This is a genomic window from Pseudoxanthomonas sp. UC19_8 (genome assembly GCF_042700505.1).
Taxonomy (GTDB): domain Bacteria; phylum Pseudomonadota; class Gammaproteobacteria; order Xanthomonadales; family Xanthomonadaceae; genus Pseudoxanthomonas_A; species Pseudoxanthomonas_A winnipegensis.
In genome coordinates, this window is sequence record NZ_CP170559.1 from 3,571,818 (window position 1) to 3,585,781 (window position 13,964).

Genomic DNA, 13,964 nt, shown 5'->3' on the forward strand with positions numbered 1-13,964 from the left:
CGGACGAGGGTGGGAGGGCATCGCGCCAAGCCTACCAGCGCGGTCAGCGGCGCCATACCCGGACGTGTGGTCGCAGCGCATCGAGGCTCACGCCTGCAGCGCGGGGAAGTACAGCCGCACGCAGGCACCCTGGCCCGGCTCGGACCGCACCGTGGCGAAGCCTTCGGACTGGCGCATCAGCCCGGACACCTGGGCCAGGCCCAGCCCGGTGCCCATGCCTTCGGGCTTGGTGGTGAAGAAGGGTTCGAAGATGCGCGCGCGGGTGGCCGCGTCCATGCCGCAGCCGTCATCGCGCACCTCCACGTAGGCATAGCGGCCGCCGGCGCGCTGCAGCGTGCCGTCCTGCCCGGCGGCGACGTCTTCGAGGCCCAGCGCGACGTCGATACGGCCGTGCCCCTGGCAGGCATCGCGCGCGTTGACGCACAGGTTCATCAGCGCCTGCTCGATCGAATGCCGATCCGAGCGGATCGGCAGCGCCACCTCGGCCGGCGCCAGGGCCATCGTCATGCGTGCGCCCAGGCCATGCGCGATCAGCGGCAGCATGTCGTTCACCACCTGCGCCAGGTCCAGGGCCTCGGCGCGATAGGGATGCTCGCGCCCGAACGCCAGCAGACGCCGGGCCAGGTCCACCGCATGGCCGACGGCCTCCTGCGACCGGGCCAGCAGGCGCGCCTGGCGCGGATCGGTCGCGGCCTGCAGCGCCATCATGTCCAACGTGGTCTGCACGATCTGGAGCATGTTGTTGAAGTCGTGCGCGATGCCGGCCACCAGCTGGCCCATGGCCGCGCGCTTCTGCGCCTGGCGGCTGACCTGCTCGGCGCTGTCGCGGGCCACGGTGGCCAGATCGAGCTGGTCCTGCAGCGCCTGTTCGCGGCGCACGCCCAGCGCCACATCGTCGCGGGCGCGCAGCAGCCGATGGTCGGCCCTGTGCGGGTCGGGCTCGCGCTGTAGGCCATCCTCGGCGTCCGCCGCTGCGGCCTGCAGAAGCGTGCCCGCGTATGGAAGGGCGTCATGGGCGTACGCCGCAGCCTGGTCGTGGCGCTCCTCGCTGGTCTGGCGACTGATCGCGACCACCGCGTCGATCGCGCCGTGGACATCGCGCAGCGGGGCCATGTGGATTTCCCAGCCGTCGGCTTCGCCGTCCGCGGTCTGGGCCTGCGGTGCGACGCGGCGTTCCGGCTCCCCGGCCCAGGCTGCGTCCAGCGCCTGTCGCAGCTGAGCGCGCTGCGCCTGGTCCCAGCGCGCCAGCCAGAGATCGCCGGGCTGGGGATCGGGGTGCGCCGCGCTGGTCAGGCGCACCCGGCCGTCGGCATCGACGATGTCGATGCGCTCCTTGGCGCGCATCGTGCCCTGCGGTTCCCTCGCCCCGGACGGGGAACGCACGCTGTCTTCCATCTGATCGAACGCCGCAGAGACGGTGGTTCAGTGTAGGTGCGCGCCGCGGCGCGTCCGTTGCAGCGCTGCAACGTCGGCAGGCAAACGCGGCAGATGTACAGAACCGGTGACGGTGCCTGCGTCCCCCGCCTCGGCCCCTGCCACGGGCCGGAAACGTGACAGGTGTCCTGAATTGGCCGCTTTTGGTGTTAGCACAGGGACAAGCCGGGATTCCCCCGCCCGGCGCCACGCCGGAGGTCCGCGTGTCTCCTGCCCTGCTGCATGCCCTGCGTTCGTCATTCTTCGCGCTGGTCCTGGTCCTGGCGGCGTGCTCGCGTCCGCCGCCGCCTGCCGCCGCGCCCGTCGCTGCGCCGCCGTCCACGGCGCCGGTGGCCGAGGCCAAGGCCAAGGCCGAAACGGTGTGCGACCTGATCACCGCGGACGAGCTGGAGACCGTCTTCAGCGGCACCTCCACCGCCACGCCCGAGCACCACCAGACCTTCGGCATCAAGGCCTGCGAGTGGAACGGCGACTTCGGCCGCCTGCTGGTGCAGCAATGGCCTTCCAAGGGTCATACGCCGCAGGATGAGGTCAGCGACCTGGTGACCGGCTTCATCGACGCGAGCAAGCCCGGCGCGCGCGCCAGCGTCCGCATGGTCTCGCCCCCGGGCCTGGGCCACTACGCCACCGCCGTGGTCGAGCCGCGCGATCTCGAGCGCGGCGTGCTGGCCGATATCGCGGTGCTGTCCATCGCCCGGGACGGGCAGACGCTGGTGTTCCTGACCAACGGCCTGGAGGGCATGGAGCGCCAGGCGGCGCTGGCCAAGCTGGTGCAGCTGGGGCGCTTCGCCTATCCCAGGCTGTAAGGGCCGCCGGCCGCCGATGGCCGGTTCCGGACGCAATCGAGGTTCTTCCAGCTGTGCGGTTCCGCAGTGTGGACCGCCGGGAGGCTTGGATGAGGGAGTGGAAAGCGGCAGGCGCCAGTCTCGGCGGCCTGCTGATCGCCGTCGGCCTGTGCGGCTGCCGGCCCGAGGCCGACGCGCGCGCGCCCTCGCAGATCAGCCCGTCACCCGCGGCGAGCCGTGCGCCCAGCGACAGCCTGGTGTGCGCACTGACGACCGATGCCGGGCTGGGCGCGGCCGAGCCGCTGGCCGGACGCGGACGCGTCGCCCTGCTGCGCCAGCGGTTCGGCGAGGTCGGCTGCGAAGCCAGCGGCGCGGCCGATCTGGCCGGCACGCACCAATGGATCCCGCGCGCGCTGCCATCGCCGGACGCGGTGGCCGGCGTGCCGGTGTCGATGGGCGCGGGTCGACGGCTGAGCCTGGTCGCGCCTGCCTGCGGCGCGCAGCGGGCCTGCGCCACGGCGGCCGTGCCCTGACGCCAGGCCGCGCATCTTCAGGCGGGCGGCCTGCGTGAGGCGGACGCCGCCTAAGCGGGCAGCACTTCCACGGCCTGGCCGAGGGTGTGGCTTGCGCCGGGGGCCAGCTTGATGACATCGCGCCCGGCATTGGCCGCCTCGACGCAGACGAAGGCCGGCCACGCGTCATCGGGCACGTCGGCCATGGCCTGCGCCCCGGCCTGGCCGGGGTTCCACACCACCACCGAGCGGCTGCCCGTGGTGCTGATGCGCAGCTGCCGAGACAGCACCGGATCGTGCAGCACGTAGTGCCCGCCGGCATCGTGGTAGATGCGGTCGCTGCGGCCGGGATCGCGCGGGTCGGACAGGGTCCAGTCGCCGGACTGGGGGAAGGTCTGCCCGGTGAACTTGTCGTCGTAGTCCAGCCCGTCCAGCCCGCTCAGGCGGACCTGACGCACGTCGCCGACGTGGAAGTAGCTGTGCAGCGCATCGGTGAAGGCGACCGCCTCCGCGGAAGGGTTGTGCGTGGTCAGCGCCTGCTGCAGGCCTGCGCCGAGCACCAGGGTCTGCTTCAGGCGCAGCGGTGTGGAGGCGTGCGTCGGCAGGTCCAGCGTCAGGTGCACGTTGCCGTCGCCGTCCTCGCGCGCCTCGGCCAGCGTCCACGCGCTGATCCGCGCGAAGCCATGCTGGATCGCGTCGGCCGGCTGATGCTCGCGGGCGAAGTAGGGCCAGCACACCGGCACGCCGCCGCGGATCGCCTTGGGCGCGCCCTGGGCCAGCGGCGACAGCCACAGCACATCGGCGCCGCCGGCGGGCACGAACGACAGCAGCTGGCCGCCGTGGAGCGAGAGCTGCGCGGTGCACAGCGGCGTTTCGATCCGCAGCACGGGCAGGCCGTGCAGCGTGGTCTCGGTCAGCGTGTGGGTCATGACATCGCACATGAAGACGGGCGGCCAGTGTAGCCGCCCGTCGCTTCGCCGCCTGTCGTATGAGGCCTTAGGCGGCCTTGTCCAGCTTGGCCAGATCCATCACGAAGCGGTACTTCACATCGCCCTTGAGCATGCGCTCGTAGGCCTCGTTGATCTGCCGGGGCTCGATCATCTCGATGTCCGACACGATGCCGTGCTTGGCGCAGAAATCCAGCATCTCCTGGGTCTGGGCGATGCCGCCGATCAGCGAGCCGGCGATGGTCCGGCGGCGCATGATCAGGTTGAACACCGTCGGCGTCGGATGCGGGTGTTCCGGAGCACCGACCAGCACCATCGCGCCATCGCGCTTGAGCGCATTGAGGAACGGATCCAGGTTGTGCGAGGCGGCCACGGTGTTGAGGATGAAATCCAGCTTGCCGGCCTGCGCGGCCATCTGCTCGGGATCCTTGGAGATCACCACCTCGTCGGCGCCCAGGCGCTTGCCGTCCTCGCGCTTGCTCTCCGAGGTGGTGAACAACACCACGTGCGCCCCCAGCGCCTTGGCGATCTTGACCGCCATGTGCCCCAGGCCGCCCAGACCGACCACGCCGACCGACTGGCCCGGACCGACCTGCCAGTGCGCCATGGGCGAGTACACGGTGATGCCGGCGCACAGCAGCGGCGCGACCGCGGCCAGGTTGTCGGTGCCGTGGGTCACGCGCAGCACGTAGCGCTCGTCGACCACGACATGGTCCGAGTAACCGCCGTAGGTGTTCTCGCCGCCGCCAAACAGCGGGCCGTTGTAGGTGCCGGTGAAGCCGTTGTCGCAGTACTGCTCCTCGCCCGCCGCGCAGGAAGGGCAGGTGCGGCAGCTGTCCACCATGCAGCCGACGCCGGCCAGGTCGCCGACCTTGAAGCCCTTGACCTCACTGCCGACGGCGGTGACACGGCCGACGATCTCGTGGCCCGGCACCGAGGGAAAGATCGTGTTCTGCCATTCGTTGCGGGCGGTGTGCAGGTCCGAATGGCAGATGCCGCAGTACAGGATGTCCATCTGCACATCGTGCGGACCGGGGGTGCGACGTTCGAACACGAACGGCGCCAGCGGCGCATCGGCGGAAGTCGCGGCATAGCCGTGGGCTTGGGACATGGGGGAGTCTCCTTGGCGAAGTGTCGAAGAAAGCGCGCGCACTAAGGCGCAACGTCATGCAACAGATGCTAGACCCGTTGCGCGAGAAACCCACCGCAGCACTGCAACGCTGCATCACGCGCGGCTGGTCTTGACCGCCACTTCGTGCGCGCGCGTCGCGCCGCTTTCAGCCGACGTCGCCGTCCACGTAGAACCAGTGCCCGCCTTCGCGCACGAAGCGACTGCGTTCGTGCATGCGCTGGGCCGAGCCGCCGCCCACGCGCAGCCGCGCGGTGAACGCCACCTCGGCGGTATCGGCGCCGGAGACGGTGTGCGATTCCACCTTCAGCCCCAGCCAGACGGTGCGCTGGCCGGGCGCGTCGGCCAGCGACAGCTGCGCCGGACGCGTGCTGGGATGCCAGCTGGCGCGCAGGTAGTCGGCCTCGCCCAGCACGTAGGCGCTGTAGCGCGAACGCATCAGCGCCGCGGCATCCGCTGCCGGCGCGCCGCCGTGCAGCGGGCCGCAGCAGCGCGCGTAGGGCGCGCCGCTGTCGCAGGGGCACGCCTTCGGTGCCGGCTTAACCACCGGCCGCGCCGCTGAGGTGTTCGTAGAGGATCGCCGCGCCGACCAGGATCAGGATCACGCCGCCGACCAGCTCGGCGCGGCGGCCGATCACCGCGCCCAGCGCGCGCCCGGCCATCACGCCGATGGTGACCATGGTGAAGGTGCACAGGCCGATCACGCCGGCCACCAGGTAGATCGGCACCTGCACGAAGGCCAGGCCCACGCCCACGGCCATCGCATCGATGCTGGTGGCCAGGCCGGTCAGGGCCAGGGTGACGATATTGCCGTGGCGGTTCTCGCCGGCCTCGGCGGCATCCTCATCGTCTTCGTGCAGCGCCTTCCAGATCATGTGCAGGCCCAGCGCGCCGAGCAGGACGAAGGCGATCCAGTGGTCGAAGCGCTCCACGTACTTGGAGGCGGCCGAGCCGATCAGCCAGCCGATCACCGGGGTGATGGCTTCGACCACGCCGAAGATCAGGCCGACGCGCAGCGCCTGGGCGAGCGTGGGCTTGGCCATGGCCGCGCCCTTGCCCAGGGCGGCGGCGAACGCATCGGTGGACATGGCCAGACCGAGCAGGAGGATGGAAATCGGGTTCATGGGGGTTGGGACACCGGGCCGGGAATGCGGACGACACGAACCGCCCAACACGCCGGCCATCAGCCGTGCTGGACTGCTCGTTGGTCTCGCCAACCGGTGTGGTTGCATCCGCCATGGCCGGTACAGGCCAAGTGTGTTGACGGCTACGCGTGCGCTGTTGGGCGGACGCTGGCTACTCCCCAAGGAGACCCCGTCAGCCGCACTGAGCGCCTTTCGGGGCGCGCAGTATACACATCCGATCAGGTCATGCGTTGCAGGGCGTTGTCCCGCCGCACCAGCAGGTGGAACAGGGCCGCCAGGATGTGCAGGCCGATCACCCAGTAGAACGCCTCGCCCAGCCAGACATGGGCCGATTCCAGGGTATGCGCCAGGTGCTCGTGGGTGCCGAAGAAGGACGGGATCGCCCAGTCGGTGAACGGCAGGCCGATGCCCCGGCCCGTGGCCAGGCGCGCGACGATGCCCAGCAGCGGCTGCACGATCAGGAAGGCATAGAGCAGCACATGCGTGGCATCGCCGGCGCGCTGCATCCAGCGCGGCAGCGGCGGCACGATCGGCGGCGCGCGCTCGCCCAGCCGCGCCGCCAGCCGCGGCAGCACCACCAGCAGCACCGCGATGCCGATGAGGAAATGCGACTCGACCACCAGCATGCGCGCGTCGCTGCCGCGCTCGAAGGCCTTGCGCAGGTTGATGGTCACGTAGGCGGCGACGACCAGGGCGAAGGTCGTCCAGTGGAAGATGCGGGCGCGCCGGCTGTAGCGCGCGGTCTCGACCTGGGTCATGGCGATTGCCTGGGCGGTGGGGGGCTCCAGCGCGATCCTAGCCAGCGCCGAGCCGATGCGGCGCTGACGATCCGGTCAGCGCTTGCCGCCGACCTCGATGAAGCGCAGGAACTCGGCGCGGGTGCGCGCGTCCTCGCGGAAGGCGCCCAGCATCTTGGAGGTGACCATGCTGACCCCGCGCTTGTGCACGCCGCGGGTCGTCATGCATTCGTGGGCGCCCTCGACCACCACGCCCACGCCGCGCGGCTGCAGCACGTCCTGGATGCATTGGGCGATCTGCGCGGTCATCTTCTCCTGCACCTGGAAGCGCCGGGCGTAGGCGTCGACCACGCGCGCCAGCTTGCTGATGCCCACCACCTTGCCGTCGGGCAGGTAGCCGACATGGACCTTGCCGATGATCGGCGCCATGTGATGCTCGCAATGGCTTTCGTACTCGATGTCACGCAGCACGATCAGCTCGTCGTAGCCGGCCACTTCCTCGAAGGTGCGCGCCAGGTACTCGTGCGGGTCGCGCTGGTAGCCGCTGAACCAGTCGCCATAGGCCTTGGCCACACGCTTGGGCGTGTCCAGCAGGCCTTCGCGCTGCGGGTCCTCGCCGGCCCAGCGCAGCAGGGTGCGCACGGCATCCTCGGCCTGGTCGCGGCTGACGCCGCCACGGGTGTTGTCGGATTCGCTCATCGGAACAGCCTTCTGCTGCACCACCAAAGGGGGCGGGCATCGTACCGGACCGGCTGGCGCCGCGCCCGCGCGCGCGGCGAAACGCCGTGTTGCCCGGCCACCTTCACCCGGCCTGGGCGGTGGCGCCCCTAACGTCCAGGGCCCACCCGCCCAACGAAAAGATGCCGGCATGACGCCCTCCCCTGCCCGGTGCCCGCGCACCTCCCGCACCGGCCCGCGCCATGTCGACTGACGCGCGCGGGGCCCAGACCGGCGCCATCGCGCCGCAGCGCGTGGAGGGGGTGCTGCCGATCGCGCATTACGGCGCGCTGGGCGAAGGCCGCTCGGTGGCGCTGAGCGGGCTCGATGGCGGCCTGGACTGGTGGTGCGCGCCGAACATGGACAGCCCGCCCCTGTTCGACCGGCTGCTCGACGGCCCCGAAGGCGGCCACTTCACCCTGGCGCCGGAGGGCGCGTTCACCGCCCGGCGCCGCTACCTGCCGGACAGCAACGTGCTGGTGACCACCTTCACCACCGACACCGGCGAGGCGACGCTGACCGAGTCGCTCAACAGCGGCAACGCCGGCCGCCTGCCCTGGTCCGAGCTGGCCCGGCGCATCGACGGCGTGCGCGGGCAGGTGCGCTTCGGGCTGGAGATGAAGCTGGGCATGCGCGCGCGCAACGCCAACCCGTACCACTCGCGCATCGGCCCGCACACCGTCTTCCATGTCGAGCGGCTGCTGGGACTGATGATCCACCACGACCGCCTCGACATCGCCTGGTCTGATGCCGGCGCCTGCGGCACGGTGGAGGTGAGCGCCGGCGAGCGCATCACCGTGGCGCTGGTGGTCGGCGAGGAGGAGCCGCTGGTGGCCCCGACCATCGAGGAGATCGACGGCCGCATCGACCTGACCGACCGCGAGTGGCGCGACTGGGCGCGCAACGTGTCCTTCGACGGCGACCAGCGCGAGGCCTTCGTGCGCAGCGCCCTGGCGCTGAAGCTGCTGCTGTACTCGCCCTCCGGCGCGATCGCCGCGGCCGCCACGACCTCGCTGCCCGAGCGCATCGGCGGTCACAAGAACTACGACTATCGCTACGCCTGGATCCGCGACGCGGGCTACACCATCCAGGCCTTCCTGGCGGCGGGGCTGGAGGCCGAGTCCAAGGCCGCCTTCACCTGGCTGCTGCGCCAGCTGCGCCGGCATGGCTCGCGCGTGGTCTTCACCCTGGACGGCGCCTTGGTGCCGGACGTGTCGGAACTGCGCGCACCGGGCTATCGCGGCAGCCAGCCGGTGGTGAGAGGCAACCTGGCCGGCGCCCAGCACCAGCACGGCATCTACGGCGACATCTTCGAGACCGCGTACTGCTTCGTCGACTGCGGCAACATCCTGGATCCGGCCAGCGCCGAGCTGCTCTCGCATATCGCCGACGAATGCGCCGACCGCTGGCGCCTGCCCGACTCAGGGATGTGGGAGCTGCAGGAGCTGCAGGACTACACCATGTCCAAGGTCAGCTGCTGGCAGGCGCTGGCGCGCGCGGTCGAACTGGCCGACCAGGGCCAGCTGCCGACCACCTGCCGCGACCGCTGGGGCCGCGAACGCGATCGCATCAAGGACTGGATCGAGACGCACTGCTGGTCCGAGGACCTGCAGGCCTTCGCGATGTACCCGGGCAGCGACAAGCTGGACGCGGCCATCGCGCTGGCGGCGCGCTTCGGCTTCGACGGACCGGAGCGGTTGAAGCTGACCATGGCGGCGCTGGACCGGGAACTGGGCGCCGGCGATTTCCACTACCGCTACAGCGGCATGGACCAGGAGGAAGGCTGCTTCCTGGCGTGCTCGTTCTGGATCGCGGAGAGCTACGCGCGCCTGGGCGATCCGCAGGAGGCGCGGCGCCGGCTGGAGCGCCTCGGCCAGGCGCTGACGCCGTGCAATGGGGTGATGAGCGAGATGATCGACCCGGACACCGGTGCGCTTTTGGGCAACACGCCGCAGGGGCTGAGCCATCTGGCGCATGTCATGGCGCTGTCGACGCTGGCAGAGATTGAAGGCGGGGGATGAGGGGGTGGGATGTGCCGCATGTGCTTGGTTTTCGGGTGCGATGCAACCTGCGATCCACGGCTTGGCGCTCCAACCCACAGCGGCTATCCAACCGCACCTCGCCATCCAACCCACCGTCACTCCCGCGAACGCGGGAGTCCAGCGCCTTGGCGCGATCGGACAGAAAGTCCCTGGATCCCCGCGTTCGCGGGGATGACGAATTCAAGTGCTTCGCGGGCGACGCAGCGTCCCTCTCCGACATCCAAACGCTCGTCACTCCCGCGAAAGCGGGAGTCCATGGACGTTACGCAACCCGGCCGGACGTCCATGGATCCCCGCGTTCGCGGGGATGACGGCGTGGAGTTGGAGGGGGATAAAAGTCGACCGCGCGCCTCTGCGCGCGCTCAACCCGCGATGGTGAACACCGAGCCCGAATCCACGCGCAGTCCGGCGCCGTTGATGAAGCTGGCGCGCTCGGAGCACAGGAAGGCCACCGCCGCGGCCACTTCCTCGGCGCGGCCGCGGCGCTTGAGCACCATGCCGGGGCGCTCCTCGTCCAGGAAGCTGGCGATGGCCTCCTCGAAGCTCACGCCCTTCTCCTTGGCGCGCTTTTTCATCATCGCGTCGGTCATCGGCGTGGCGATGAACGCCGGCGAGACCGTATTGACCAGCACGTTGTCGCACCCGTAGGCCTTGGACAGGCCTTTGGCCAGGCTGAGGATGCCGGCCTTGGAGGCGCAGTACGGCAGTTCGTCCACATAGGGCTGCACGGCATCCTCGGAGGCGAACAGCACGATGCGGCCCCAGCCGCGCTTGCGCATCGCCGGGATCGCCTGGCGGCACATGCGCACCGCGCCCATCAGATTGATGTCCAGGGTCTGCAGCCAGCCGGCATCGTCCACCTCGAGGAAGTCGCCGGTGGCGCCGGTCACGCCGGCGGCGTTGACGTAGATGTCCGGCTCGCCCAGCCGCGCGCGCACCTGCTGCCAGATGTCCTCGACGTCCTGCGCCTGGGTGACGTCGCCGGGCACGGCGATGACCTCGCCCAGCGGCGAGAGCTCTTCCAGCGCCTGCGGCAAGGTGCCGTCGGCGCGATCGGTGATGGCCACGCGCACGCCGGCCTGCAGCAGCAGGCGCGCGGTCTCCTTGCCCATGCCGGAGTCGGCGCCGCTGATCAGGGCGATGCGACCGTTGATTTCAAGATCCATGCTGTGCTCCTCGTGGTGGATAGGGGGAAGTCAGGCCGCCAGGAAGCGCTCGGCCGTGCGCAGGCCCAGCGCCATCTGGGTCAGGGCCGGGTTGGCCGCCAGCGCGCTGGGGAAGGTGGAGTTGTCGCAGACGTAGAGGTTGTCGATGTCGAAGCTGCGGCCGTCGGCATTGACCACGGCGTGCTCGGGATCGCTGCCCATGCGGCAGGTGCCCAGCGTGTGCGCCGAGCGGTCGGCGGCGAGGATGTCGCGCGCGCCGGCGGCCTCCCAGATGGCGGTGAGCGTGCGCCGGGCATGGGCATCGAGCGCGCGTTCGTTGGGGCCGTAGCTGAAGTCGATGCGCGCCTTGCGCAGGCCGAAGGCGTCCACCTCGTCGGACAGCGTCAGGCGATTGCCCTGCGCCGGCAGGCAGTCGCCGTTGATGCCGATGCCGGCCAGCTGGTTGTAGTCGCGCAGCCGCGAAGTCAGCGCACGGCCCCACAGCCCGGCGCCGCGCGCCAGCGTGTTGGCCAGGGTCAGCGGCTGCACACCGAGGCTCTGGATCAGATAGCCGCCGGCGAAGTCGGCATCGGCCGGCACACGCATGTCCTCGCTGATCAGGGACGAAGGGTAGCCGCGGTTCATGCGCATGTCCGCGTCGAACCTGCCCCACACCTGGGTGGCCACGTGCGCCATGAAGTTGCGCCCGACCTGGCCGCTGGAATTGGCCAGCCCCAGATTGAGCAGCAGGCGCGGGGTCTCCACGCCGCCGGCGCACAGAAACAGCGCGTCGCAGCCCACGCTCACTTCGCGCCCGTCATGGCGATAGACCACACCGGCGATGCGGCCGCGCGCGTCGCGATGCACATCGACCACGCGGCAGTCGGCGCGCACCTGCGCACCGTGTGCGCGCGCCAGCGGCAGCCAGCTGGTGTCGGTGGCGGCCTTGGAGGCGTAGATGCAGCCCTGATGGCAGGCGCCGCAGTTGGTGCAGGCGCGCCGCGTGCCCCAGTGCGGCTGCGCGTGCGCGGCGGTGACCAGCGCGGCGGGGCTGTCGGTGGCGGTGATGCCCAGCGCCGCGCAGCCGCGTGCCATGGCTTGGGCCGGCGCGTTGCGCAGTGGCGGCGCGTACGCATAGGCGCGCGCCGGGTCCCAGGGATACGGCGAGGGGCCGGACACCCCGATGAAGGCCTCGACCCGGGCGATGTAGTCGATCAGTTCGGCGTGCGCGATCGGCCAGTCCCAGCCCTGGCCGCTGCTGCGGCGCAGGCGCAGCTCGGCCGCATCCGGACGCGGGCAGAACGCACCCCAGTGCAGGGTCGAGCCGCCCACGCCCTGGCCGGAGTTGTTGGCCCCGAAGGCCGTCGGCGTGGCGCCGCCGCTCAGGCGTTCCTCCATCCAGTACAGGTCGGTGGTCAGCTCGTCGGGCAGATGATCGGTCGGCGCGAACGCCGCACCCGCTTCCAGCACCAGCACGCAGACACCCGCCTGCGCCAGGCGCGCGGCCAGCGGCGCACCGCCGGCGCCGCTGCCCACGATCACCGCCTGGACGCGGTCTGCCTGCGCCACCGTCATTCGCGCTTGTCCGGCAGCCGCTGCCAGGGCTCGCGCTGGTCGGCGCCGGCCAGGACGTAGCCTTCGCCCTCGCCCGGCGCGCTGCCGGTGGCGAAGCCGTCGTAGCCCATCGCCGCCATCGTCGCCGGCAGGCTGGCCCAGGTGCGTGCGATCTCGGCGCGCACGTCCTCGAACCAGCGCGCCAACTGCGCGCCATCCAGCGCGCTTTGCGGGTTGGGCTGCGCGTCACCGCGCGCGATGCGGGTCAGCCACGCCTCCTGCGCGAGCGGATCGCGCGCGCACCAGCCGCCGGTCATCGCATCAAGCGCATCCAGCCCGAGCGGCCAGGCCTGCGCGTCGGCGGGCAGCTCGGCGAAGCGCCAGCCGTCGCCGGCCTGCGTGGCCAAGCCCACGTCCAGGCGACGCGCCAGGTCGGCCGCCTGGGTCGCATCGTCCAGCGCCAGCACGCTGGCCACCACGGCGGCCAGCACCGCGCGCTGCGCGTCGGACAGCACGCGCGGCGCATCGCGCGGCGGGCCGCGGTGGCGCGCCAGCAGCGTGGCGCGCATGCGCGGCTGCACGCGCGGCAGGTTGAGCAGGTCGATGAACGCGGGCGGCAAGGCGCTGGCTTCCGCCCACTGCAGCAACGCGTCGATGTGCGCGGCCAGCGCATCGGGCTGTTCGTAGGGGATCAGATGCGCGGCATCGGCGATGGCGACGACCTCTCCCGCCTCCGGGTAATGCGGCAGGTTCAGGCGCCGCTGCGCATCGGCGTCCAGGTCGCCGTCCTCGGCGCCGGCCAGGAGCAGCGCCGGCAATGCGATCCGGCCGGCCTGGGCGGAGGCATCTTCCTTGCTGCCCTGTTGCAGCCAGGCGCGCCAGGCGCGCGGATCGCTGCGCCGCACATCGGCGATGGCCTGCTCGCGCGGTGCCTCGTCCAACCGGCGCGCGCTGTTGTCGTCGACGAACTGCGCGGCTTGCGCCGGCGTGGGCGCGCCATCGGCGAACCAGTCCAGCATCTGTTGGCGGCGTTGCTCCTCCATCGGCTCGGGCGATGGCGGCGAGGCGGCGACCAGCACCACCCCGCACAGGCCGGCCAGGCCCGGGGCGCCTTCGCGCGCGCGGGCGGCGGCGAGCGTGGCGATCTTGCCGCCCATGCTGTGGCCGACCACACACCAGCGCGAGGGCGCACGCGCGGCCACGGTGGCGCAGAACCAGTCCACCAGCGCCGGCACATCGGTGCATCCGCCCGCGGACGTGCCGCCGAAGCCGGGGATATCCAGCGCAATGCAATCGGCCCGGTCGCCCAGCCGCGCGATCACCCGCTCCCATTCGCCCGCACTGGCGCCGAGCGCGTGGAGGAAGAACAGCTGGAGCTGGGGCATGGCCTGGCCGGGGCGGTTGAGGTGGAGCGCGAGCATTGCGTCCGCCTGGTGTGGGGCGTGTGCAGGTTGGCTTCGCACGGCGTGTACATCGCGCGGCCGAGGAAACGGCCTCAGCCAACCTCGTCACGTCATCCCCGCGAACGCGGGGATCCATGGACGTTCGGTCCCGTGGCGCAACGTCCATGGGCTCCCGCGTGCGCGGGAGCGACGAGGATTTGGATCGCGCGACGGTTCAGAGCTCGGCGAAGGCCAGGTCTAGGGCAGCGTCCCACGGTGCTTGGTTCGACAAGCAGTCGGTTGGAGACCCGCCGGGTCTCTACCCGCGCCAAGCCCCGCGCTCGCGTAACGCCGGGTGAGGCCTGCGCGCCGCTTGCTTCGCAGCACATTTACCGCACCCGGGCAAGGCTCGCGCGATCTCGCTCGCCTCCGCCG

The 13,964-nt window shown here is 71.2% G+C and carries 13 protein-coding genes; 3 read left to right on the top strand and 10 right to left on the bottom strand.

From position 1 onward, the window contains the following. Positions 1 to 87 precede the first annotated feature (87 nt). On the bottom strand, positions 88 to 1,344 hold the full coding sequence (locus ACFJIT_RS15780; RefSeq protein ID WP_379654202.1) for a sensor histidine kinase: 1,257 nt from the start codon (positions 1,342 to 1,344) through the stop codon (positions 88 to 90). A 293-nt stretch (positions 1,345 to 1,637) separates the two neighbouring features. On the opposite strand from ACFJIT_RS15780, the gene ACFJIT_RS15785 reads away from it, so the two are divergent. Both ACFJIT_RS15785 and ACFJIT_RS15790 read left to right on the top strand, forming a co-directional pair. Next, positions 1,638 to 2,240 (top strand): hypothetical protein, encoded by a 603-nt coding sequence (locus ACFJIT_RS15785; RefSeq protein WP_379654203.1) that lies wholly within the window; start codon positions 1,638 to 1,640, stop codon positions 2,238 to 2,240. An 89-nt stretch (positions 2,241 to 2,329) separates the two neighbouring features. Next, positions 2,330 to 2,752, top strand: coding sequence for a hypothetical protein (locus ACFJIT_RS15790; protein WP_379654204.1), 423 nt, complete (start codon positions 2,330 to 2,332; stop codon positions 2,750 to 2,752). A gap of 50 nt (positions 2,753 to 2,802) precedes the next feature. On the opposite strand, the gene ACFJIT_RS15795 is transcribed toward ACFJIT_RS15790, so the two are convergent. The 6 genes from ACFJIT_RS15795 to folE form a co-directional block, all read right to left on the bottom strand. After that, positions 2,803 to 3,660, bottom strand: a complete 858-nt coding sequence (locus ACFJIT_RS15795) for a D-hexose-6-phosphate mutarotase (protein WP_379654205.1) — start codon at positions 3,658 to 3,660, stop codon at positions 2,803 to 2,805. 67 nt (positions 3,661 to 3,727) lie between these two features. Then, a complete protein-coding gene (locus tag ACFJIT_RS15800; RefSeq protein WP_130514542.1) occupies positions 3,728 to 4,789 on the bottom strand; it encodes an NAD(P)-dependent alcohol dehydrogenase in 1,062 nt (353 codons plus the stop codon). A 166-nt stretch (positions 4,790 to 4,955) separates the two neighbouring features. Continuing rightward, entirely contained in the window at positions 4,956 to 5,354 is a 399-nt protein-coding gene (locus tag ACFJIT_RS15805; protein ID WP_379654206.1) for a YchJ family protein, read from the bottom strand. Continuing rightward, a complete protein-coding gene (locus ACFJIT_RS15810; RefSeq protein WP_130524022.1) occupies positions 5,347 to 5,931 on the bottom strand; it encodes a manganese efflux pump MntP family protein in 585 nt (194 codons plus the stop codon). The genes ACFJIT_RS15805 and ACFJIT_RS15810 overlap by 8 nt, the downstream gene beginning before the upstream one ends. A gap of 239 nt (positions 5,932 to 6,170) precedes the next feature. Next, positions 6,171 to 6,710 (bottom strand): cytochrome b, encoded by a 540-nt coding sequence (locus ACFJIT_RS15815; protein ID WP_130514536.1) that lies wholly within the window; start codon positions 6,708 to 6,710, stop codon positions 6,171 to 6,173. 75 nt (positions 6,711 to 6,785) lie between these two features. Then, positions 6,786 to 7,388: a GTP cyclohydrolase I FolE gene (folE, locus tag ACFJIT_RS15820; RefSeq protein WP_130514534.1), complete on the bottom strand. Its 603-nt coding sequence runs from the start codon at positions 7,386 to 7,388 to the stop codon at positions 6,786 to 6,788. Positions 7,389 to 7,609: 221 nt separating this feature from the next. Here folE and ACFJIT_RS15825 point away from each other — a divergent pair, with 221 nt between their 5' ends. After that, the gene (locus ACFJIT_RS15825; RefSeq protein ID WP_379654207.1) at positions 7,610 to 9,427 is read left to right on the top strand and encodes a glycoside hydrolase family 15 protein; all 1,818 of its coding nucleotides are present in this window, start codon (positions 7,610 to 7,612) and stop codon (positions 9,425 to 9,427) included. A gap of 383 nt (positions 9,428 to 9,810) precedes the next feature. Here ACFJIT_RS15825 and ACFJIT_RS15830 read toward each other — a convergent pair whose 3' ends face one another. The 3 genes from ACFJIT_RS15830 to ACFJIT_RS15840 are packed head-to-tail and all read right to left on the bottom strand — an operon-like array spanning position 9,811 to position 13,532. Beyond that, on the bottom strand, positions 9,811 to 10,614 hold the full coding sequence (locus ACFJIT_RS15830) for an SDR family NAD(P)-dependent oxidoreductase (protein ID WP_130514531.1): 804 nt from the start codon (positions 10,612 to 10,614) through the stop codon (positions 9,811 to 9,813). A gap of 30 nt (positions 10,615 to 10,644) precedes the next feature. After that, the gene (locus ACFJIT_RS15835; RefSeq protein ID WP_379654208.1) at positions 10,645 to 12,168 is read right to left on the bottom strand and encodes a GMC family oxidoreductase; all 1,524 of its coding nucleotides are present in this window, start codon (positions 12,166 to 12,168) and stop codon (positions 10,645 to 10,647) included. Further along, entirely contained in the window at positions 12,165 to 13,532 is a 1,368-nt protein-coding gene (locus ACFJIT_RS15840) for an alpha/beta fold hydrolase (RefSeq protein ID WP_379655788.1), read from the bottom strand. The genes ACFJIT_RS15835 and ACFJIT_RS15840 overlap by 4 nt, the downstream gene beginning before the upstream one ends. Between the last annotated feature and the right edge of the window lie 432 nt (positions 13,533 to 13,964).

Excerpts from the sequence above, each read along its gene's own strand:
- ACFJIT_RS15780 (WP_379654202.1), bottom strand. The coding sequence starts at position 1,344 with ATGCGCGCCAAGGAGCGCATCGACATCGTCGATGCCGACGGCCGGGTG.
- ACFJIT_RS15790 (WP_379654204.1), top strand. The coding sequence starts at position 2,330 with ATGAGGGAGTGGAAAGCGGCAGGCGCCAGTCTCGGCGGCCTGCTGATC.
- ACFJIT_RS15795 (WP_379654205.1), bottom strand. The coding sequence starts at position 3,660 with ATGACCCACACGCTGACCGAGACCACGCTGCACGGCCTGCCCGTGCTG.
- ACFJIT_RS15800 (WP_130514542.1), bottom strand. The coding sequence starts at position 4,789 with ATGTCCCAAGCCCACGGCTATGCCGCGACTTCCGCCGATGCGCCGCTG.
- ACFJIT_RS15810 (WP_130524022.1), bottom strand. The coding sequence starts at position 5,931 with ATGAACCCGATTTCCATCCTCCTGCTCGGTCTGGCCATGTCCACCGAT.
- ACFJIT_RS15815 (WP_130514536.1), bottom strand. The coding sequence starts at position 6,710 with ATGACCCAGGTCGAGACCGCGCGCTACAGCCGGCGCGCCCGCATCTTC.
- folE (WP_130514534.1), bottom strand. The coding sequence starts at position 7,388 with ATGAGCGAATCCGACAACACCCGTGGCGGCGTCAGCCGCGACCAGGCC.
- ACFJIT_RS15825 (WP_379654207.1), top strand. The coding sequence starts at position 7,610 with ATGTCGACTGACGCGCGCGGGGCCCAGACCGGCGCCATCGCGCCGCAG.
- ACFJIT_RS15830 (WP_130514531.1), bottom strand. The coding sequence starts at position 10,614 with ATGGATCTTGAAATCAACGGTCGCATCGCCCTGATCAGCGGCGCCGAC.
- ACFJIT_RS15835 (WP_379654208.1), bottom strand. The coding sequence starts at position 12,168 with ATGACGGTGGCGCAGGCAGACCGCGTCCAGGCGGTGATCGTGGGCAGC.
- ACFJIT_RS15840 (WP_379655788.1), bottom strand. The coding sequence starts at position 13,532 with ATGCCCCAGCTCCAGCTGTTCTTCCTCCACGCGCTCGGCGCCAGTGCG.